The sequence below is a fragment of the Brucella sp. MAB-22 genome, from assembly GCF_025908475.1.
Classification (GTDB): Bacteria; Pseudomonadota; Alphaproteobacteria; order Rhizobiales; family Rhizobiaceae; genus Brucella; species Brucella anthropi.
Map to the genome: position 1 here is coordinate 1,158,938 of NZ_CP109782.1, position 18,402 is coordinate 1,177,339.

Here is an 18,402-nt window from a genome sequence, read left to right on the forward strand (position 1 = left end):
AATTCAAGAAAATTGCGCTTCCAGAATTTTGTTTAGGAGATAGGTACGGTGAACGGGAGCGGCAAGAGGCTCTATCTGGATTATAATGCCAGTGCTCCGTTGCTTGATGAAGCACGCGAAGCGGTTATCAATGCGCTCGGCATTACCGGCAATCCATCTTCCGTGCATCGTGAAGGCCGCGCCGCGCGTGCGCTCGTCGAAGCGGCGCGCCGCAGCGTTGCAGCGCTCGTCAATGCCAGACCAGACCATGTTTTCTTTACGTCGGGAGCAACGGAAGCCGCGTCGACGCTGCTGACACCCAACTATATGATGGGACGTTCGCCGGTCCGCCTGTCACATCTTTACGTGAGTGATACGGAACACCCTTGCATGCTGTCCGGAGGGCGGTTTGCAGCGCAGGACGTCACCGTTCTACCGGTTGATGGAAATGGCATTGTACAACTCGATGCCCTGAAAACTGCGCTTGCCGGTCACGACAAAAACCAGGGTCTGCCGCTCGTGGCCATACAGGCCGCCAACAATGAGACCGGCATCATCCAGCCGATTGCGGAAATTGCCACTATCGTGAAGGCTGCGGGCGGCATTTATATCGTCGACGCAGTCCAGGCGGCAGGGCGCATTAAGTTAGATATTTCAGATAATTGTGGTGATTATCTCATAATTTCCTCGCACAAGATTGGCGGCCCGAAAGGCGTCGGCGCGATTATCGCTATTTCCGACCTCATGATGCCGCGCGCGCTTGTTCGCGGCGGCGGTCAGGAAAAGGGGCATAGAGCGGGAACGGAAGCTCTGCCGCTGATCGCAGGTTTCGGTGCTGCGGCAGATACTGCTAAGACACGACTGGACGGCGAGGGCTGGTCCCCGGCGATGCGGGACAGGCTGGAGGCCGGGTTGGAGGCGATCGCCCCGGATGCGGTGATCTATGGCAAATCGGTCGGCAGATTGCCGAACACGACCTTCTTTTCCCTTGAGGAGCAAAAGGCGGAAACCGTACAGATAGCTTTTGATCTCGGCGGGATTGCGCTTTCGGCAGGCTCGGCCTGTTCGTCAGGGAAAGTAGGTCCCAGCCATGTGCTGTCGGCCATGGGACATGGAGACAGCCTCGGGGCGATCCGCGTGTCGCTTGAGCCAACAGCAACGCCCGATCAAGTCGATGCGTTTCTCGACGTGTTCCGCAAAATTATCGAGCGTCGCGCCAAGAAGGCGTGATTGTGATTCAAAAATCGAGGCCGAGCTTCTGCTTTGCAGCGGCGATATAGCTCTCGTAGCGCGTTTTAAATTCTTCCCGCTTGGCGATATCGGCGGCGATATCGTCGGAAGCGCTGGCATTTGAAATGTTGAACTTGTCGTGGGCGTCCTGAAAAAACTTCAGCTGATTGATGGTGCGGCCTTCGTCGTTCACCTGTTGTTCGAGAAACTTTACATAGTCCTGCAGATTTTGGGTGTTCATTATGGTCTCCCTTTCCTTTGGCTATCTATGTTCCTACATGCACAAGGCAAGGGCGGGCATGATTCTGATAGGCTGCCCGGAAATTCCAATTCTTCAAAGAAAATCAAGGCGTCAAAGCCGGGATGTGTCGTCTGCGATCGCCGTTTCGTCGGACTGTTTCATTAAGTTGATCGTTTTAATCGGCATTTTTAGGGGCAAATTTGAACCCGGTGCTTGAAATTCAGTTTAGAGAGGTTTTAAAGAAGGGCCACGCACACTATATTGAGGCGGTATTGTTCAAGACATATCACCTTGACGTTTGCAACTGTCGGGCCTTGACCCCGACGAGGATGGAGAACGCCAATGCCTGCAGTGCAGGAGACCATTGATCAGGTCCGCGGCCTTGACGTGGACCAGTACAAGTATGGCTTCGAGACGACGATCGAAGCCGAGAAGGCCCCCAAGGGCCTGAACGAAGATATCATTCGCTTCATTTCCGCCAAGAAAAACGAGCCGGAATGGATGCTGGAATGGCGTCTGAAAGCCTATGAACGCTGGCTTACCATGGAAGAGCCGACATGGGCTCGCGTCGATTATCCGAAGATCGATTTCCAGGACGCATATTATTATGCGGCGCCGAAAAACCAGTCCGGCCCGAAGTCGCTCGATGAAGTTGATCCGGAGCTGTTGAAGACTTACGAAAAGCTTGGCATTCCGCTGCGCGAGCAGGAAATCCTTGCTGGCGTTCGCAAGCAGGGCGAGCCGAGCGAAATCGATGGCAATCCTTCCGACAATGTCTATGCGTCCGGCCGCGTTGCTGTTGATGCCGTGTTCGACAGTGTGTCGGTGGTTACGACCTTCAAGGAAGAACTCGCCAAAGCTGGCGTAATCTTCTGTTCGATTTCGGAAGCGATCCGCGAACATCCCGAACTGGTGCAGAAGTATCTGGCTTCTGTGGTTCCTGTTTCGGACAACTATTACGCGACGCTGAATTCGGCTGTCTTCACGGATGGTTCGTTTGTTTACGTTCCGAAGGGCGTTCGCTGCCCGATGGAACTTTCGACCTATTTCCGCATCAACGAGAAGAACACCGGCCAGTTCGAACGTACGCTCATCATCGCTGATGAAGGCGCGTATGTTTCCTATCTGGAAGGTTGCACCGCACCGCAGCGCGATGAAAATCAGCTGCACGCAGCTGTCGTTGAGCTGATTGCGCTCGAAAACGCCGAAATCAAATATTCGACAGTCCAGAACTGGTTCCCTGGCGACAAGGACGGCAAGGGCGGCATCTATAACTTCGTCACCAAGCGTGGCGATTGCCGCGGCGATAACTCCAAGATTTCGTGGACGCAGGTTGAAACCGGCTCTGCGATCACGTGGAAATACCCGTCCTGCATTCTGCGTGGCGATAATTCGCGCGGCGAGTTCTATTCAATCGCTGTTTCGAATGGCCATCAGCAGATCGACTCGGGCACCAAGATGCTGCACCTCGGCAAAAATACGTCGAGCCGCATCATTTCGAAGGGTATTTCGGCCGGTAAGTCGAACAACACCTATCGCGGACAGGTTTCTGCCCATCGCAAGGCCGAAAATGCCCGTAACTTTACCCAGTGCGACTCGCTCCTGATCGGTAACGATTGTGGCGCGCATACGGTGCCGTATATCGAGGCGAAAAACGCCACGGCGCAGTTCGAACACGAGGCAACCACCTCCAAGATTTCGGAAGACCAGCTGTTCTATGTGATGCAGCGCGGCATTCCGGAAGAGGAGGCAATCGCTCTCATCGTCAATGGCTTCGTGAAGGAAGTCATTCAGGAACTGCCGATGGAATTCGCCGTCGAAGCCCAGAAGCTTATCGGCATCTCGCTTGAAGGTAGTGTCGGTTAACCGATCGCCTCTTTCCCAGTGATTTTTCTGGCCAGCCTTTTCCTGGCATTAGAACAAGGTTTACATTCATGCTTGAGATCAAGAACCTCCATGCAAAGATCGCCGACACGGATACCGAGATCATCCGTGGCCTGAACCTCACCGTAAACAAGGGTGAAGTTGCTGCGATCATGGGTCCGAACGGTTCGGGCAAGTCCACGCTTTCCTATATCCTCGCCGGTCGCGAAGACTATGAAGTGACGGAAGGCGACATTCTCTACAACGGCGAGTCGATCCTCGAACTCGACCCGGCTGAACGCGCCGCCAAGGGCATCTTCCTCGCATTCCAGTATCCGATGGAAATTCCGGGCGTTGCCACGATGGAGTTCCTGAAGGTTGCGATGAACAGCCAGCGCAAGGCGCGTGGCGAGCCGGAACTGAAGATCCCGGAATTCATCAAGCGCGTGAAGGACGCTGCTGGCAAGCTCAGCATCGACATGGACATGCTGAAGCGTCCGCTGAATGTCGGCTTTTCTGGCGGTGAGAAGAAGCGTGCTGAAATTCTTCAGATGCAACTTCTGGAGCCGAGCCTCTGCGTCCTCGACGAAACCGACTCCGGCCTCGACATCGACGCGCTGAAGATCGTTTCGGAAGGCGTGAATGCTCTGCGTTCGCCGGACCGCGCCGTGATCGTCATCACGCACTACCAGCGTCTGCTCGAACACATCGTTCCGGATAGCGTGCACGTGCTTTACAAGGGCCAGGTCATCAAGTCCGGTGACAAGAACCTTGCGCTGCACCTTGAAGAAAATGGTTATGCCGACGTAATCGGCGAAGCTGCCTGAGGAGGGATGGATCATGAATATCCAGACCGCCCCGGCTACCAAGCCGCGAACGCCCGCTGAAAGCGCGCTGATCGACAGTTTTGCCGACCGCATGGGCGACCTGCCGGGTAATGGCGATGTTGTCGTTGCACGTGATGCGGCGCTTGAAACTCTCAAGGAGAACGGCATTCCGTCCCGCCGCGTCGAAAGCTGGCATTACACGGATTTCCGTACGCTTCTCAAGGGTGTGGCGCCATTCGATGCCGCTGCCGGAACACAGGCATTGCCTGCGCTCATCGCCGGTTCGTCCATCGCTGCCACAAGCAATGGCGTGGCTCTTGCCGCGAAAGCGCCTGAAGGTGTGTCGCTGACCCCGGTTCGCGAGGCGTTGGCCGACGGCTCGCTCGTCACCCAGCTTCGGTCGCGCGGCTTCGACGATACGATCGGCCAGATCAACGCTGCCTATGTCAGCGATGGCTGGATGGTTTCCATCGCCGATGACACCGAACTGGAAGCGCCATTGGAGCTTCAGAACATCCAGAAGGCCGGACAGGGACACACTCGTTTTCCTGTCCGCATTGGTGCAAATGTCAAGGGCACCATCGTGGAACGCCAGAATGGCGGCGAAGGCGATGCCTTCTCCACCTCTGTCAACCATGTGACCGTTGGCGACGGCGCTGAAGTCCTTTGGATCATCCTGCGTGATTTCGGTCAGGCAACGCAGCTTTCGCAGTTCAATGCGACGATTGGCAAGGGCTCCAAGCTCACGCTCTATATCGTCAATGCGGGCGGCAAGCTGGTTCGTCAGGAAGTGCACGTCAATGTGACGGGTGAGGATTCCGACTTCGAGCTTCGCGGTCTCAATCTTCTGGCTGACGACACGCACACCGATGTCACCATGACGGTCGGCCATCTGGTGGAAAACACGCGTTCGACCCAGATCATTCGCAACGTGGTCAAGGACCGTGCGCGTGGCGTTTTCCAGGGCATGATCCGCGTTGCGCAGATCGCCCAGAAGACCGATGCCCGCATGGCGTGCAATACGCTGCTGCTTTCTGATGATGGCGAGTTCGATGCCAAGCCTGAACTCGAAATCTTTGCCGATGACGTGGCGTGTGGCCATGGTGCGACGGTTGCCGAATTGTCGAGGGACTATCTGTTTTATCTGATGGCACGCGGCATACCCGAAAACGAGGCACGTGGCCTGCTGATCAAGGCTTTCATCGCCGAGATTATCGAAGAGCTGGAAGACGAAACGCTGGTTGAGGCACTGGAAGAAGTGCTGTCCAACTGGCTCGCCACCCATGCCTGATTGATTGAGGCAGAGTGTGCAGGTGCACGCTCTGCCTTTTCCTGCCGAAACGGCAAGAGGAACGATCATGGACCAGAAGAATCCGCTTGTAGCGCGCTATGACGTCGAGGCGATCCGTCGCGACTTTCCGATCCTTTCGAGAGAAGTGCACGGCAAGCCGCTGATCTATCTCGACAATGGCGCATCGGCGCAAAAGCCTCAGAGCGTCATCGACGCTGTAACGCACGCCTATTCCAACGAATATGCCAATGTTCATCGCGGCCTGCATTTTTTGTCAAATGCGGCAACGGATGCTTATGAAAAGTCGCGTGAGACGGTACGGCGCTTTCTGAACGCCGGTTCTGTGAACGAAATTGTCTTTACGAAGAACGCGACCGAAGCGATCAACACGGTCGCCTATGGTTATGGCATGCCGAATATCGGCGAAGGCGATGAAATCCTTCTGTCGATCATGGAGCATCACTCCAATATTGTGCCATGGCATTTCATTCGTGAAAGACAGGGCGCAAAGCTGGTCTTCACGCCGGTGGACGATGAAGGCATCTTCCATATCGAAGAATTCGAAAAGCGTCTGACGGAGCGAACCAAGCTCGTCGCCATCACGCATATGTCGAATGCGCTTGGAACGGTGACGCCGATCAAGAAGATCGTCGAGCTTGCCCATGCGCGTGGTATTCCGGTTCTGGTCGATGGCAGCCAGGGCGCTGTGCACCTGCCTGTCGACGTGCAGGATCTCGGCTGCGACTGGTATGTCTTTACCGGCCACAAGGTTTACGGACCATCAGGTATCGGCGTCCTCTATGGCCGTGCGGAAATGCTTGAGAAGATGCGTCCCTTCCAGGGCGGCGGCGAAATGATCGAGGAAGTCACGGAAGAATATGTGACATATAATCATCCGCCGCACCGTTTCGAAGCCGGCACGCCGCCGATCGTTCAGGCTATCGGTCTTGGTGCGGCGCTTGAATATATGGAAAAGATCGGTCGTCATGCGATCCTCGCCCATGAGGAGGATCTGCGCGATTATGCTCATGAGCAGCTCGGCCGGATCAACTCGTTGCGCATTTTCGGCAATGCGCCGGACAAGGGAGCCATCATCTCGTTTGCGCTGGAGGGAATTCATGCGCACGACGTTTCGATGGTGATTGATCGGGCAGGGGTTGCGGTCCGTGCCGGAACACATTGCGCGCAGCCGCTCTTGAAACGCTTCGGCGTTACCTCTACATGCCGTGCATCCTTCGCCCTGTATAATACCCGTGCTGAAGTGGATGCATTGGCGGAAGCCTTGGAAAAGGCAAGGAAGTTTTTCGGATGACCGATATGGAACAGAAAGTTCAGGACAAAGCCGATACCGCGCCTGTCGAGGGTGGAGAAAAAGCCGAAGACAATTCGGTGTTTTCCGCTTCTGCCATCCCGCAGGAAGACCTCCTGCGTATGACGGATGACATCATCGCGGCCTTGAAGACGGTTTATGATCCCGAGATTCCAGCCGACATCTACGAACTCGGTCTCGTCTACAAGATCGATATCGAAGATGATCGCACCGTGAAAATCGAAATGACTCTAACTGCTCCCGGCTGCCCTGTAGCAGGCGAGATGCCGGGCTGGGTTGAGAACGCAGTCAGCGCCGTTGAGGGTGTTTCCATGGTGGAGGTCACGATGACATTCGATCCACCTTGGACGCCGGACCGTATGTCCGAAGAGGCCCAGGTGGCTGTCGGCTGGTACTGAAATCTGATCGAAGCACACAAAATGCGGCTCAAGGAGCCGCATTTTTACTTCGTGGCCACCCAGACGAAAATTTTATCATTCATCTTCCATTCAATCGCCAGCGCCTATTTTCAATGAGGCGGGAGTGCTGACTATGGAGGATGTAACGATGTCAGTCAGAAGCAGCCTAACTGCTCTTCTTGTTTTCGGTGGTGTCATGTCTTTTTCGGCGCCGTCATTCGCTTTGCCAATGTCACAACCCACGAATACGCATGATGCCGGTAGTCTTGCGGAGCAGGTCGGGTGGCGGTGTGGGCCTGGCTGGCACATGAATCGCTATGGACGCTGTGTTCCCAATCGGGCCAGAGCACGTTGCGCCCGTGGCTGGCACTTGAACAGAAATGGCGTTTGTGTGCGAAACCGCCCTGTCCATAAGGTCTGCGCTCGCGGATATCATCTGACACCGCGTGGCTATTGCGTACGCAATTGGTAATATGCATTTTCCTCCCGAAATCGTAACACGACTTCGGGAGGAGGGCCCGGTGGATCAAGACGGATCAAATTGCGCCCGACAGCACGGTAACGTTGGACTAGCGCACTTCAAGCACTTCTCCGGTGCGACGATCAATAACTACACGCATATCGTTGTCTCGACGGTCTATTCCTCGGACAATATACGCGCCTCTGCGTCGTGAAACGCTTTCGACTTCATCCATTCCCTCGCTACGTGCAATCCTCGCAGCCCGGCGTTCGCTGATTTCATCCCGTTCAGAACGACGATCAGGAATAACCCGGCGGTCGCTGTCCGGGTTGACTTGAATACCATTGGGACCGATCTCGATACTTTGGGTCTGTGCGGGAACGGCTGAAACAAAAGCCGACATAATCACCATCGCCGCTGCCATTGCCGAAAATTTGTACATGGCACCTATCCATTTTTAGTTTCGCACCCGCCGTCGAAATGAACGAATTGGATCGATGCCGGTTCCCGTTTCGGCGGTCAACTCTCCTAACACGCTGAACATCCTGTGATTATGCCCATGTCGATCCGACCGTCGGTCAAAACGATCTAGTATTTATAGGAAGACATTATCGTGATGCGGGGGGCGCTGATCCCAATTGGCCAACAAACAGATTGTCGGGCCAAATCTGTGTGATTCCTTGGCCCGTTATGCTTAGGAGGCTTTTAGTCCTGTGGCTTTCACAGCCAAGGGGGTAGGCACCGCGCACGGTTTCGAAATATGAATAAAGACGATTGCGGGCGTCTATAGCCCGATTGCTGCTAATGTTGCTCCAACGCAAGAACCGTTAGTTATGGAGGTTCTGTCCATTGCTCTCTGGGGGGGGGAGGCCGATCAGGTCAACGCGGCAATGACAGAGTAGTCTTTCCGCACGCGATAAATCTGCCCGGACACCAATAACCCTCTTTCGGATCACGAACTCTGGTCTGGTTCAGATGGGGACTGATCTATTTGGTGAATATCGAGCCTACTAATTGTTAGTCGCGAAGTAGGTTTGCCCCCCGCAAAGAACGATAATGTGGATATTCACCCGTGATAGTTATGGTTGTGATTTCTCTAAAAGTGTCACCGCATCAATTCTTGGTTGTGTTACCGCGGTCGGGGGCCAAGGGGTAATTTGGGTATCAATCAGCCTAAATCCTGCACGGTTTGCAAAGTGTCGCATCAACTTTTCAGAGAAAAAATTGCGCCAATGCGGCTCATCTTCATATGTTCCTTCGGGAAAATCTTCACAATTCGAGTAGTGCAAAAGAGCCCTTCCTCCAGGGCGCATAATGCGTGCAATTTCACTTAAGTATGCAATCACGTCACTGGCTTCAAAGTGAACCATAGCGTCATAACAAAATAGGGCGGTGACGGTTTCTGTTTTTATTTCGCGAAGGTCTACACCGGCGTTTACAGAGTAAAAGACATTAGAGTTCTGGGAAAACCGTTTGCGGCAAACATCAATGTTTTCCTTATTAATATCAATGACAGTAATGCGTCCAGCCCTGTTCACTATCTGTGCGGCATGGCGCCCGTGTCCGCAGGCCAACTCGACCACGTTTGTCAAGTCTAGTTGATCAAACATTCTCCTAAACAGACTGTCGGTGTTCCAAAAAATGCCGAGGTGATTTGGGTTGTCCACGCCTGCATAATATGGGGTGTCTATATGAGCTTTTCCAAGTTTCTCTCGGATTTCTGCTACTCTCGACATATCGTTCTCCTAAGAATAATAGAATAGCAAATACCACACCACGAATTGACTGTACAATCATTCGGATGACTGCAACCACAAGTAGACAAAGCTTTGAATTTGCTGCTGTTCTTCATGTGAGACGCTTATCGCCGAGTTAACAGAGGCTACTATTCCAGCCTCGTGTATATCTGTGGTCGGCAGCCATGCATGCAATTGCGATTTGATTCGACAGGAACCGCGATCTTCCAGCAATGGCTTTTATCGCAGCTCGCGTGTCGCCCTGGTAGTACGAGAGTACCAGGGCGATTTCGTCTTGCAGGTCATGCGCAACTGCATTCATTGCTCGGCTCCAGCGAAACAGACACATAAGCCACCAAGCATGCCTGTGAGTTTATCGGGCTCCCCTCAGATGTTCCTATTTCGTTCACGTCTGGAATGGAGAGTCAACAGAAATTCGAAATGATGTTGAATCGCTCACGTCTAGATGTGCAAGTTTAGGCTGAAAAGGTGAGGGAACAGAAATGGGATTGTTCAATGGAATCAATGCCCCATTTGGGGCCTATAGGTGAGGGGATTGTGTAAGTGAAACGACGCAATAAGCGATTGTTATAACTCATAAATTATCCCCAAATGAGAGGATATTTGGTGCCCCCAGAGAGACTCGAACTCCCGACCCCCTGATTACAAATCAGGTGCTCTACCAACTGAGCTATAAGGGCACTTGCGCCCGATTAGCACAAATGCAGCGCGTGTAAAACGAAAATTCATCGCTAGCAGGTCATGGCAACCGGGTTTTTCATGTGATAGCCAATAGCGGGTTGGGGAAACAGTGGCAAACTTGTCAGGGTTGGCCAGATTCGGGACTGTAAATATGGAAGATAAATCGCTCGCGCTGCATTTTCTGTCGTCGGGAACCGAAGAATCACTTGTCGCCCAAAAAGAACTCGTTGCCCGCTACGGTCATGTGGCTGCTGAAGATGCCGATATCATCGTTGCGCTTGGCGGCGATGGAACCATGCTTCAGGCGCTTCGCGATTTCATGAACAGCGGTACGCCGATCTATGGCATGAATCGCGGCTCTGTCGGCTTCCTGATGAACGAATTCAGCGTGGATGACCTGCCGGAGCGCATTCTGGCCGCGCAGATGGAAACCATTCGCCCGCTTGTCATGGTCGCCGAAACAGAATCCGGACAATCATTCGAGGCTTTGGCGATCAACGAAGTTTCCCTTTTCCGTCAGTCCTATCAGGCTGCGAAGATTCGGATAACGATTGACGGCAAGGTGCGTCTGGACGAACTCGTCTGCGATGGTGTGATGGTCGCGACGCCTGCAGGTTCCACCGCCTACAATCTTTCAGCACAAGGTCCCATTCTGCCACTTGAAGCGCCACTTCTGGCGCTCACCCCGGTGAGTCCCTTCCGTCCGCGCCGTTGGGGTGGGGCGCTATTGCCGAAGCACGTAACCGTTCGCATGGATTTGTTGGAAACCGAAAAACGCCCGGTCAATGCGGTCGCGGACAATAATGAGGTCAAATCGGTCAGGGCTGTTACCGTGCGAGAAGCACCGAACAGCCAGGTGGCCATCCTCTTTGATCGAAATCATTCCTGGGACGAGCGCATCCTGACAGAACAGTTCAGGCATTAGTTTCAGCGTATAAGTGGCACGCAATTCAGCTACGCAAATGCTCTTTGGCTTTTGACAATTTGAGTAAATTTGTTCAAGTTCCGCATTGATTTCGATTGTCGCAACACAATTGAAGCAATTTGATATCTTTCGATGGTATTTTGGTTGACTTTTGCACGCTGTGGACGTACGCGATGCTGCAAGAAAACGCATATTGCGTTGCAGACGCCTTATTCTGCCTTCGTTCCTGCGCCCGATGACGCGGCTGCAATGACAGGATGGGTGGAAATCATTTCCAAACCAAGAGAGCTGCGCCTCCATTGACGACATTTGCCGAACTCGGTCTTTCCCCGAAAGTGCTCGCTGCTGTAGAAGCGGCGGGATATTCTGCGCCCACACCCATTCAGGCAGGAGCCATTCCTCCAGCCCTTGAACGCAAGGATGTTCTCGGTATCGCGCAGACGGGAACCGGAAAGACCGCGTCTTTCGTGCTTCCGATGCTCACGCTACTGGAAAAGGGTCGGGCGCGGGCGCGCATGCCGCGTACGCTCATTCTGGAGCCGACCCGCGAACTCGCAGCGCAGGTCGAGGAGAACTTCACCAAATACGGCGTCAATCATCGGCTGAACGTGGCCCTTCTGATTGGCGGCGTGTCGTTCGATGAACAGGAGCGTAAGCTGGAACGCGGTGCCGATGTTCTCATCGCGACACCCGGTCGCCTGCTCGATCATTTCGAGCGTGGCAAGCTGCTCCTGACCGGTGTTGAAATTCTCGTCATCGATGAAGCAGACCGTATGCTCGATATGGGCTTCATTCCGGACATCGAACGCATCTGCAAGCTCATTCCGTTTACGCGTCAGACCCTGTTCTTCTCGGCCACCATGCCGCCGGAAATCACCAAGCTGACCGAACAGTTCCTGCATTCGCCAACGCGCGTTGAAGTTGCAAAGGCTTCGTCTACGGCCAAAACCGTGACCCAACGCCTGGTGAAATCCAGCAAGAAGGATTGGGACAAGCGCGCGGTTCTGCGCGATCTCGTCCGTGCGGAAGGCGATACGCTCAAGAACGCGATCATCTTCTGTAATCGCAAGAAAGACGTATCCGAACTGTTCCGCTCGCTGACGCGGCACGAGTTCAACGCTGGTGCCTTGCATGGCGATATGGATCAGCGCGCGCGCATGACCATGTTGGCGAACTTCAAGGAAGGCAAACTGCAGCTGCTGGTGGCTTCCGATGTTGCCGCGCGCGGTCTCGACATTCCCGATGTGAGCCACGTTTTCAATTTCGACGTTCCGATTCACTCGGAAGACTATGTTCACCGCATCGGCCGTACCGGTCGCGCGGGGCGTTCTGGCAAGGCATTCACTATTGTGACGCCTTCCGATACAAAATATCTTGCAGCCATCGAAAATATGATCGGCGAGAAGATCGAATGGCTCGATGGTGATCTGTCCACCCTGCCAGCCTCTGATGAGGCAGACGATCCGCGCAAGAGCAAGAATGCACGCGGCAAAGGCAAGGATGCCAAGGGCAAGGACAAGCCGAAAGACAAGGCAAAGGCGAAGCCTGCCGAAGTTCTCGATCCTGCCGAACAGCCGCAACCAGTCATCGAAGCCAGCGAGCGCCGTGATGCGATCCGCGCTTCCAATGACGAGCGCCGCGGCAAGCCGCAGCACGAACAGAAACGCCGTCGTGATCGTGACGATGACGGCCCGACGCCTGTTGGTTTCGGCAATGACATTCCGGCCTTCATGCTGATTCCGACTGGAATCTGACCGAAGCAGTAAAAAAATGAATCAATCGGCTGCGAGGCTAGCGCTTCGCAGCCGATTTCTTTTTGGGCTTGGTTTTTTCGCTTCGTAGCGCTGCATCATAAGCAAGGCGCGCCCAATGCGTCATCACTTCCGGATCATCGAAAGCTTCACTTGGCACGCTCCAGTAAGGCATGGCGATTGGATCACCGCCCTTGCGACCTTCATAGGTCCATTGGGTGGCGCCTGCGTCAATGAAATCCGGGATGGTTATTTCGTCAGCCTTGAAGAGCAACTCGTCGCGAACGACGAGTGCAAAGATCAGGCCCTGATGATAGATGCCCTTGCCGCCAAACATGCGGCGGATGCTGATGGGGCCGAAGTCCTGCAACAGATCGCGAAGAGCTTCGTCATCCATTAGCTGATGGACCTTGTCGTGAGTTAGGCTGCGCCCTGCATCTGGCGGAGGCTTTCCGGGGAGGCGGCTTTGATTTCGACAGATTCGCCGCAGCCGCAAGCTGATGTCTGGTTCGGGTTGTTGAAGACAAAACCCGTCCGCAGCGTCGTTACTTCAAAATCCATCTGGGTGCCGAGCAGGAAAAGAACGGCTTCAGGCGCGATGAAGACTCTCGCGTCATCCTTCTCGATCACATCGTCGCCTGCCTTGGCTTCCGTGACGAGATCGATGGTGTATTCCATTCCGGCGCAGCCGCCTTTTTTCACACCCACCCGGATACCAAGAGCGCCGTCCCGCGATGCGATGATCTCGCGAACGCGATCAGCTGCCTTGTCAGTTAGCGTCATGACTGCGAAACGGCCCATTTTCTCTCTTCCGGTATCGTGCTGGCATATGGACGGAGAATCGTCCAATCATGTCGCAACAGGCTGAGTTTCCTCTGCGCCTGCCACGTTTTCACTATAGTTAGTGTTGTAACATCATTACTGCAATACACCAAATCGGGAGCGCCCTCGACGCGTTCCGCAAAAACTTTGCTAGGAAGAGGAGAAGCGAATGTCGAATGACCGGATGAAACCTCTGATGCTGGCTGCTGTGATCGGCCTTCTGGGCACGGGGCTTGCAGGCATTTCGGCTGACAGCGCTTTTGCGCAAAATCCGCCGAAGGCTGCGCCCGAAGAAACGCCGAGAAACGTTCAGGAAAAGCATGACAATGCTTCCAAGCCTGTGGAGGAAACCAAGCCTTCCGAGCAGACGCAGGATGCTGCCGGAGGCGTGACAGTTCCCGATTATCGCGACGATCGCTCGACGCCACAGGCCCTGATCGAATCCTATTACAATGCGATCAATCGCAAGGAATATACCCGAGCCTACGGTTATTATTCCGAGGAAGGGCGCGAGCCGGATTTCAAGACCTTTGTAAAAGGCTATGAGAATACCAAGAGCGTGAAAGTCGCGCTGCGCAAGACTGATCCTGATCCAGGCGCCGGACAGATCTACTGGAGCCAGCCACTGGCCATCGAAGCCGAAACGGCGGATGGCAAGAAGGAAGTCTTTACAGGCTGCTACACGATTCACCTCACAAATCCGGGCATGCAGGAAGAGCCGCCGTTCAAGCCGATGCAGATCATGACAGGGTCTTTGACCAAGTCACCGCTGGCATTGGAAAAGAGCGTGCCGGAGACCTGCGAAGCGCCATAAGAAGAATGGCAGAATAGCCCTTGACCTTACCACGATGGGAAGCCCCATCTTATGTTCAGTCCTAGTGGTCTGATTCCGACATTTGCATCCCTCGGATATGAGTGCTGAGCAAATGTCGGAGCAAAAAGACCACTAGTAACTTTGTGAATCTAGTGGGTTTTTCGAATTTGACGTTTGAAACGGGATTAATATCGGACGGATATCAAACGTCAAATTCAATCCACTATAAGGAGTGACTGAGTTGATGAAGTTTTCCATTCCCAAGATGAAGTGCGGCGGTTGCGCCGATAGCGTTACCGTCGCACTGCGCAAGCTCGATGCAACCGCACCAATTGAAATCGATCTCGACAAGAAAGAGGTCGAATTCGGCGGCAAGGTTTCGCAGGACGCCGTTCTTTCTGCACTGGCTGAGGCCGGTTATCCGGCATCGAACGCTCAATAATGTGATTTGAGGGGCGCTTGTTTCAAAGTGCTGCGAACGATAGAGCCCATCCCGAAAAGCGTAAAACGGTTTCGGGCAGGCTGTGTGTCAAAACAGGCACCGAGATGCCGGGACTCGGAAGGCTTTCCGGCATCTTCATATCCAGATGCCGACAACTGTAGTGGGTATCAGTGAGCATAAATGCCGCAAATGCTGTGTTTCATTGACTGGACCCCCGATTTTTGCCACATCAACGGCAAATCTCGTTTATGGTGCTCTTTGTGCGTCCAAAAGGATGCACGGCGCTCCAATGGCATGAAACATCGCATTCCGCGACAAGGAAGGGTTTAGGGCTATGGCAGCCGATTTCCAGGATCTTCGCACAAAGATGGTCGACAACCAGATCCGTACGACGGACGTAACCGATCTGGCAGTTATCGATGCTTTCCTGACCGTCCCGCGCGAGGCTTTTGTTTCCGCAGCCCGTCAGGTTCTCGCCTATATCGATGAAGACCAGCTTCTGGAAAGCGAAGGCAAGCAGCCTCGCTACCTTATGGAACCTTCGCCATTCGCCAAGCTCGTGCAGCTCGCCCGTATCAAGAACACCGACGTGGTTCTCGATGTCGGTTGCGGCACCGGATATTCGGCAGCCATCCTCTCCAAGCTTGCTGGCTCGGTGATCGGTCTGGAAAGTGATTCCGTATTGTCGGCTGCTGCGACTGCCCGTCTCGCTGAATTCGGCTATGACAATGTTGTGATCGTTTCAGGCGAACTGCAGGCAGGCTATCCGTCGGAAGCGCCTTACGATGTGATCGTCATTGAAGGCGCTGTCGATTTTGTTCCGGACGCACTTCTCAGCCAGTTGAAGGACGGCGGACGCCTCGTTGCCGTTGAAGGCCGGGGGAACGCCGGAGTTGCGCGGATTTACGTTAAAGAAAATGGTGTTGCATCGGGACGCGGTGTGTTCAACACTGCGGTTCGTCCGCTACCGGGATTCGAGCGCGTTCCGCAGTTCGAATTTTAATTTTAGTGGATGATACAATTCTGCAACGCTGCGGAATTTGTTTGTGCAAGCTCTGGCGGGGGCAATGGAAATAACCGAATTTAGAGGTTATTAGGATTTGCCCGAACCGATCGGTTCGATAGTTGGATTCGTTTGTTCTTAATATGAGGTACCCGGTGTTCAAAACGTGCAAAGGACTGGTAGCGGCCGCAGCATTGTTGTCTGGCACCATTTTAACGGGGCAGGCGGCGTTCTCGGAGACGTTAACCGGCGCTCTCGTGAAGGCCTACAAGAACAATGCTAACCTGAACTACTCCCGCGCAGGCGTCCGCGTCACGGATGAAGGCGTGGCCATTGCCAAGTCCGGTTATCGTCCGCAGATTACCGGTTCTTATAACGTAGGGCGTGGCAAGACACCTTCAAGTCAGGGTTATCGCACAACAGGCACGTTCGGCATCGAGCTGAACCAGATGCTGTTCGATGGGTTTCAAACCAAGAACAATGTCGCCGCCGCAGAAACACAGGTCTTCGCCCAGCGCGAAAATCTCCGCAACGAAGAGCAGAACAGACTCTATGAGGCGGTAACAGCCTATATGGATGTCTATCAGGCTCGCCAGATCGCTGTTCTGCGTGAACGCAACCTTGCAGCTTTGAACGAACAGGTTCGTGCGGCTCGTGCCCGTCTCGACGTGGGTGAAGGTACGCGTACCGACGTTGCGCAGGCAGATGCCAGCCGTTCGACCGCTGTAGCGGCGTTGAATTCCGCACGTGCGGATGTCAAGTCGGCAGAAGCAACCTATGTGCAGGTTATCGGCGTTCAGCCGGACAAGCTTGCGACCGCAGCCGCAGCCAAGAACCTGCCGAGCTCGCCAAATCAGGCTTTCTCCATTGCGACTGCCGGACACCCGGGCATTCTTGCGACCCAATATGCCGTTAATGCTGCTGGATATAACGTGAAGGCCAAGGAAGGTGCTCTGCTTCCGTCCGTCGGCCTTACGGCAAGCGCCAGCCACCTTGATACTTATTCCGGCGAGGGCGGCTCGCAGACCGATGGCAACTCGGCGTCCATCGGCGTCGGCGTCAGTATCCCAATCTATACCGGTGGCCGTAGTTCGGCTCAGGTTCGCCAGTCCAAGGAACAGCTCGGTCAGGCACGTATCGAAGTCGACGTCGTTCGCGATCAGGTTCGTCAGGCTATCGGCTCCGCATGGTCGCAGCTTGAAGCTGCCCGCGCATCGGTCAAGGCAAATCGTGACGGTATTTCCGCCGCACAGCTTGCTCTCGATGGCGTCATTGAAGAGCGCAAGGTTGGACAGCGCACGACGCTGGACGTTTTGAATTCGCAAAACGATCTGATCAATGCACAGATCGCTCTGGTCGAATCCGAGCGTAACGTTATTGTCGCCAGCTATGCTCTTCTTAATGCGACCGGTCGCATGACTGCCAGCCAGATGGGCTTGCAGGTCGCTCAGTACAAGCCGGAAGAGCATTACGAAGCCGTCAAGGACAAGTGGTTTGGTCTGCGCACACCGGACGGTCGGTGATTGCTTGCAAGCATAGTGAGAATTGAAAAGGCACCTTCGGGTGCCTTTTTGTTTGCTGCGATTCGATTTTGCAGCGCCCGCAATTCTTAACAAATCCATAAAGCTGTGAGTTTGATCCAGCTTGCCTTGGCCGGGGATTCTCAAACGGAGGATCGTCCGCTACCCTTAATCCATTGATTCTCTGTCTTTTGCAGACAATGTCGCAATACAGGAAAGCGGATAGTAGCCATGGCACAGACATCCAGCGCAGCGCGTGAACCGTCGATGGAAGAGATTCTCGCTTCCATCCGCAGGATCATTGAAGACAGCGATGTCACTCGCCAGCCAGCGCCGGTGACAACGGCCTCTCCGGCTCGTGGAGAGGTTGCGGAGTTCCGTCGTCCAGTCACCGAGCAGCCCGTTGCACAGCCGGAAAAGCCTGCAATGATGCGCAACGTATTCCAGGACGAACCGACATTGCGCGGCCCGATTGGCGAACCGGCTCAGGCAGCGCCAGAACCTGAAATCGAAGCCGATGACGAGGATGAGGTTGTTCTCAATGCTGAGAATGACGATCATTCTCACGCCAAGGCCGCGCAGTCTTTGGAACTGCCTGCCGACGCGGACATATCTCTGGAAGAAATCGACCTTTCCGTTGAGACGGAAATTGCCGAAGCAGTCGACGCCTTGCTCGAACCGGAACTCGATGCGGACATGAAGCAGGAACCTGCAGCTATTGCCGAGCAGGAAACCCCGGTTCAGCCCGAGGCGGTAGCGCCAGTTACTGAGCCCGCTGCAAAGATGCAGCCTGCTGCTCATATGCTGTCGCCGATTGCCGAACGTCAGGTAGCTGCCGCATTTCAGGATTTGAACCATGTGGTTCGGGCCGAGCCACGCCGTTCGTTCGACGATATCGCTACGGAACTGTTACGTCCGATGCTGCAGGACTGGCTCGACAATAATCTGCCGACGCTTGTTGAGCGGCTTGTCCGGGAAGAAATCGAACGTGTGGTGCGTGGCGAGCGATAAACGGTATCAAGCCGATCCATTGAAATATTACCCGCCTGTGCAGCAGGCGGGTTTTCA

General features: G+C 54.3%; 19 protein-coding genes and 1 tRNA gene. 14 read left to right on the top strand and 6 right to left on the bottom strand.

The annotated features are described in order from the left end of the window. Window positions 1-48: 48 nt before the first annotated feature. A complete protein-coding gene (locus tag OHI65_RS15165) occupies window positions 49-1,209 on the top strand; it encodes a cysteine desulfurase family protein (RefSeq protein WP_151572483.1) in 1,161 nt (386 codons plus the stop codon). A gap of 7 nt (window positions 1,210-1,216) precedes the next feature. Here OHI65_RS15165 and OHI65_RS15170 read toward each other — a convergent pair whose 3' ends face one another. Continuing rightward, window positions 1,217-1,450 carry a hypothetical protein gene (locus OHI65_RS15170; protein ID WP_012092134.1) on the bottom strand — a complete coding sequence of 78 codons (234 nt, stop codon included), beginning with the start codon at window positions 1,448-1,450 and terminating at the stop codon, window positions 1,217-1,219. A 342-nt stretch (window positions 1,451-1,792) separates the two neighbouring features. Between OHI65_RS15170 and sufB the strand changes: the two genes are divergently transcribed. The 6 genes from sufB to OHI65_RS23075 all read left to right on the top strand — a co-directional run bounded on the left by sufB (window position 1,793) and on the right by OHI65_RS23075 (window position 7,631). After that, the gene (gene sufB, locus OHI65_RS15175; protein ID WP_006466708.1) at window positions 1,793-3,316 is read left to right on the top strand and encodes a Fe-S cluster assembly protein SufB; all 1,524 of its coding nucleotides are present in this window, start codon (window positions 1,793-1,795) and stop codon (window positions 3,314-3,316) included. A 68-nt stretch (window positions 3,317-3,384) separates the two neighbouring features. Then, window positions 3,385-4,140 carry a Fe-S cluster assembly ATPase SufC gene (gene sufC / locus OHI65_RS15180; RefSeq protein WP_012092132.1) on the top strand — a complete coding sequence of 252 codons (756 nt, stop codon included), beginning with the start codon at window positions 3,385-3,387 and terminating at the stop codon, window positions 4,138-4,140. A gap of 13 nt (window positions 4,141-4,153) precedes the next feature. Then, window positions 4,154-5,431: a Fe-S cluster assembly protein SufD gene (gene sufD, locus OHI65_RS15185; protein WP_125300359.1), complete on the top strand. Its 1,278-nt coding sequence runs from the start codon at window positions 4,154-4,156 to the stop codon at window positions 5,429-5,431. Window positions 5,432-5,498: 67 nt separating this feature from the next. Further along, window positions 5,499-6,743, top strand: a complete 1,245-nt coding sequence (locus OHI65_RS15190) for a cysteine desulfurase (RefSeq protein WP_125300358.1) — start codon at window positions 5,499-5,501, stop codon at window positions 6,741-6,743. Further along, complete coding sequence (locus tag OHI65_RS15195) at window positions 6,740-7,159, top strand: SUF system Fe-S cluster assembly protein (RefSeq protein ID WP_125300357.1); 420 nt, start codon at window positions 6,740-6,742, stop codon at window positions 7,157-7,159. Before OHI65_RS15190 ends, OHI65_RS15195 begins: the two co-directional genes overlap by 4 nt. A 229-nt stretch (window positions 7,160-7,388) precedes the next feature. Continuing rightward, window positions 7,389-7,631, top strand: a complete 243-nt coding sequence (locus OHI65_RS23075) for a GCG_CRPN prefix-to-repeats domain-containing protein (protein WP_413541935.1) — start codon at window positions 7,389-7,391, stop codon at window positions 7,629-7,631. 97 nt (window positions 7,632-7,728) lie between these two features. On the opposite strand, the gene OHI65_RS15200 is transcribed toward OHI65_RS23075, so the two are convergent. From OHI65_RS15200 to OHI65_RS15210, 3 genes are all read right to left on the bottom strand, one after another. Continuing rightward, window positions 7,729-8,061, bottom strand: a complete 333-nt coding sequence (locus tag OHI65_RS15200) for a PepSY domain-containing protein (RefSeq protein ID WP_125300356.1) — start codon at window positions 8,059-8,061, stop codon at window positions 7,729-7,731. A gap of 637 nt (window positions 8,062-8,698) precedes the next feature. Then, window positions 8,699-9,355, bottom strand: a complete 657-nt coding sequence (locus OHI65_RS15205; RefSeq protein ID WP_264359146.1) for a class I SAM-dependent methyltransferase — start codon at window positions 9,353-9,355, stop codon at window positions 8,699-8,701. A gap of 625 nt (window positions 9,356-9,980) precedes the next feature. Continuing rightward, a tRNA-Thr gene (locus OHI65_RS15210) sits at window positions 9,981-10,056 on the bottom strand. Between the two features lie 152 nt (window positions 10,057-10,208). Between OHI65_RS15210 and OHI65_RS15215 the strand changes: the two genes are divergently transcribed. Continuing rightward, window positions 10,209-10,982, top strand: a complete 774-nt coding sequence (locus tag OHI65_RS15215) for an NAD kinase (protein WP_012092129.1) — start codon at window positions 10,209-10,211, stop codon at window positions 10,980-10,982. 299 nt (window positions 10,983-11,281) lie between these two features. After that, the gene (locus OHI65_RS15220; RefSeq protein WP_040129327.1) at window positions 11,282-12,736 is read left to right on the top strand and encodes a DEAD/DEAH box helicase; all 1,455 of its coding nucleotides are present in this window, start codon (window positions 11,282-11,284) and stop codon (window positions 12,734-12,736) included. A gap of 37 nt (window positions 12,737-12,773) precedes the next feature. Here OHI65_RS15220 and OHI65_RS15225 read toward each other — a convergent pair whose 3' ends face one another. Together OHI65_RS15225 and sufA are read right to left on the bottom strand one after the other, a co-directional pair. Beyond that, window positions 12,774-13,130, bottom strand: a complete 357-nt coding sequence (locus OHI65_RS15225; protein ID WP_012092127.1) for a TfoX/Sxy family protein — start codon at window positions 13,128-13,130, stop codon at window positions 12,774-12,776. Window positions 13,131-13,153: 23 nt separating this feature from the next. Further along, a complete protein-coding gene (sufA, locus tag OHI65_RS15230; protein ID WP_010661292.1) occupies window positions 13,154-13,534 on the bottom strand; it encodes a Fe-S cluster assembly scaffold SufA in 381 nt (126 codons plus the stop codon). A 190-nt stretch (window positions 13,535-13,724) separates the two neighbouring features. Between sufA and OHI65_RS15235 the strand changes: the two genes are divergently transcribed. The 5 genes from OHI65_RS15235 to OHI65_RS15255 all read left to right on the top strand — a co-directional run bounded on the left by OHI65_RS15235 (window position 13,725) and on the right by OHI65_RS15255 (window position 18,345). Then, a complete protein-coding gene (locus OHI65_RS15235; RefSeq protein WP_012092125.1) occupies window positions 13,725-14,369 on the top strand; it encodes a hypothetical protein in 645 nt (214 codons plus the stop codon). A 241-nt stretch (window positions 14,370-14,610) separates the two neighbouring features. After that, the gene (locus OHI65_RS15240; protein WP_010661294.1) at window positions 14,611-14,811 is read left to right on the top strand and encodes a heavy-metal-associated domain-containing protein; all 201 of its coding nucleotides are present in this window, start codon (window positions 14,611-14,613) and stop codon (window positions 14,809-14,811) included. Between the two features lie 334 nt (window positions 14,812-15,145). Continuing rightward, entirely contained in the window at window positions 15,146-15,814 is a 669-nt protein-coding gene (locus tag OHI65_RS15245; protein WP_012092123.1) for a protein-L-isoaspartate O-methyltransferase family protein, read from the top strand. Between the two features lie 143 nt (window positions 15,815-15,957). Beyond that, window positions 15,958-17,337: a TolC family outer membrane protein gene (locus OHI65_RS15250; protein ID WP_010661296.1), complete on the top strand. Its 1,380-nt coding sequence runs from the start codon at window positions 15,958-15,960 to the stop codon at window positions 17,335-17,337. Between the two features lie 228 nt (window positions 17,338-17,565). Then, window positions 17,566-18,345 carry a PopZ family protein gene (locus tag OHI65_RS15255; RefSeq protein WP_125300355.1) on the top strand — a complete coding sequence of 260 codons (780 nt, stop codon included), beginning with the start codon at window positions 17,566-17,568 and terminating at the stop codon, window positions 18,343-18,345. Window positions 18,346-18,402 lie beyond the last annotated feature (57 nt).

What these genes read in the sequence shown, in the direction of transcription:
- OHI65_RS15255 (WP_125300355.1), top strand. Translation starts at nt 17,566, where the DNA reads ATGGCACAGACATCCAGCGCAGCGCGTGAACCGTCGATGGAAGAGATT.
- sufB (WP_006466708.1), top strand. Translation starts at nt 1,793, where the DNA reads ATGCCTGCAGTGCAGGAGACCATTGATCAGGTCCGCGGCCTTGACGTG.
- sufC (WP_012092132.1), top strand. Translation starts at nt 3,385, where the DNA reads ATGCTTGAGATCAAGAACCTCCATGCAAAGATCGCCGACACGGATACC.
- OHI65_RS15205 (WP_264359146.1), bottom strand. Translation starts at nt 9,355, where the DNA reads ATGTCGAGAGTAGCAGAAATCCGAGAGAAACTTGGAAAAGCTCATATA.
- OHI65_RS15250 (WP_010661296.1), top strand. Translation starts at nt 15,958, where the DNA reads ATGAGGTACCCGGTGTTCAAAACGTGCAAAGGACTGGTAGCGGCCGCA.
- OHI65_RS15235 (WP_012092125.1), top strand. Translation starts at nt 13,725, where the DNA reads ATGTCGAATGACCGGATGAAACCTCTGATGCTGGCTGCTGTGATCGGC.
- OHI65_RS15190 (WP_125300358.1), top strand. Translation starts at nt 5,499, where the DNA reads ATGGACCAGAAGAATCCGCTTGTAGCGCGCTATGACGTCGAGGCGATC.
- OHI65_RS15245 (WP_012092123.1), top strand. Translation starts at nt 15,146, where the DNA reads ATGGCAGCCGATTTCCAGGATCTTCGCACAAAGATGGTCGACAACCAG.
- OHI65_RS15195 (WP_125300357.1), top strand. Translation starts at nt 6,740, where the DNA reads ATGACCGATATGGAACAGAAAGTTCAGGACAAAGCCGATACCGCGCCT.
- sufA (WP_010661292.1), bottom strand. Translation starts at nt 13,534, where the DNA reads ATGGGCCGTTTCGCAGTCATGACGCTAACTGACAAGGCAGCTGATCGC.
- OHI65_RS15215 (WP_012092129.1), top strand. Translation starts at nt 10,209, where the DNA reads ATGGAAGATAAATCGCTCGCGCTGCATTTTCTGTCGTCGGGAACCGAA.
- OHI65_RS15225 (WP_012092127.1), bottom strand. Translation starts at nt 13,130, where the DNA reads ATGGATGACGAAGCTCTTCGCGATCTGTTGCAGGACTTCGGCCCCATC.
- OHI65_RS15170 (WP_012092134.1), bottom strand. Translation starts at nt 1,450, where the DNA reads ATGAACACCCAAAATCTGCAGGACTATGTAAAGTTTCTCGAACAACAG.
- OHI65_RS23075 (WP_413541935.1), top strand. Translation starts at nt 7,389, where the DNA reads ATGTCACAACCCACGAATACGCATGATGCCGGTAGTCTTGCGGAGCAG.
- sufD (WP_125300359.1), top strand. Translation starts at nt 4,154, where the DNA reads ATGAATATCCAGACCGCCCCGGCTACCAAGCCGCGAACGCCCGCTGAA.
- OHI65_RS15200 (WP_125300356.1), bottom strand. Translation starts at nt 8,061, where the DNA reads ATGTACAAATTTTCGGCAATGGCAGCGGCGATGGTGATTATGTCGGCT.